Origin of the sequence: Brevibacterium moorei (assembly GCF_024580735.1) — a bacterium.
Taxonomy (GTDB): domain Bacteria; phylum Actinomycetota; class Actinomycetes; order Actinomycetales; family Brevibacteriaceae; genus Brevibacterium; species Brevibacterium moorei.
This window is the reverse complement of sequence record NZ_JANIJX010000069.1, coordinates 1-553: the sequence shown is the minus strand read 5'-3', so window position 1 is coordinate 553 and position 553 is coordinate 1. Positions and strand designations below refer to the sequence as shown.

The window sequence follows — 553 nt, the reverse complement described above, 5'->3', positions numbered from 1 at the left end:
CATTCGGCGATTGACTACCGGCCGCCTGTCGAGGTCCATTCTGAATGGATCGCCCAGTCCGGGACGGAGTCCACGGCCGCTTAGGAAACCAAGAAAAGGAGCCTCTACAAAACCCGGGGCTTGACAGTTCCTTGTTCGCCGGCAGGCTGGGGCGCCGGGTGAGGTGTTTGTGCGCGGCTTGGCGGATGTGGAAGTGGCAGCGTTGGATGCGGGTGGCCGGCCAGAGGCGTTTGATCGTCGAGGTCAGTGGCCCGTTGCCGTCGACGATCGCAGCCACCGGCGCTGGAATGCGTTCGATGAGTGCGGTCCAGGAGGCGGTCTTCTCCTGGTCGCACCATTGCCAGTCGATGACGTGGCCACCGGTGTGGGCGATGAGAACACACCAGCCGTTGAAGTACGTGCCGTCGAGCATGATCTGGTCGTGGATTTCCCCGGTCGGTGTGATCGTTGGGCGCACGTTCCAGCACCAGGCCACACGGTGGCGGAATGTCCGGCCGGATTCGGTGGTGCCGCCTTGTCGTGTGGTGCCGGTCAGCCAGGTGAGGAAGTCGGT

At 63.7% G+C, this 553-nt stretch carries 1 protein-coding gene; it reads right to left on the bottom strand.

The annotated features are described in order from the left end of the window. On the bottom strand, positions 1–553 hold a 553-nt coding region (locus NQ034_RS16080), incomplete at both ends, for a transposase family protein (protein WP_507148553.1).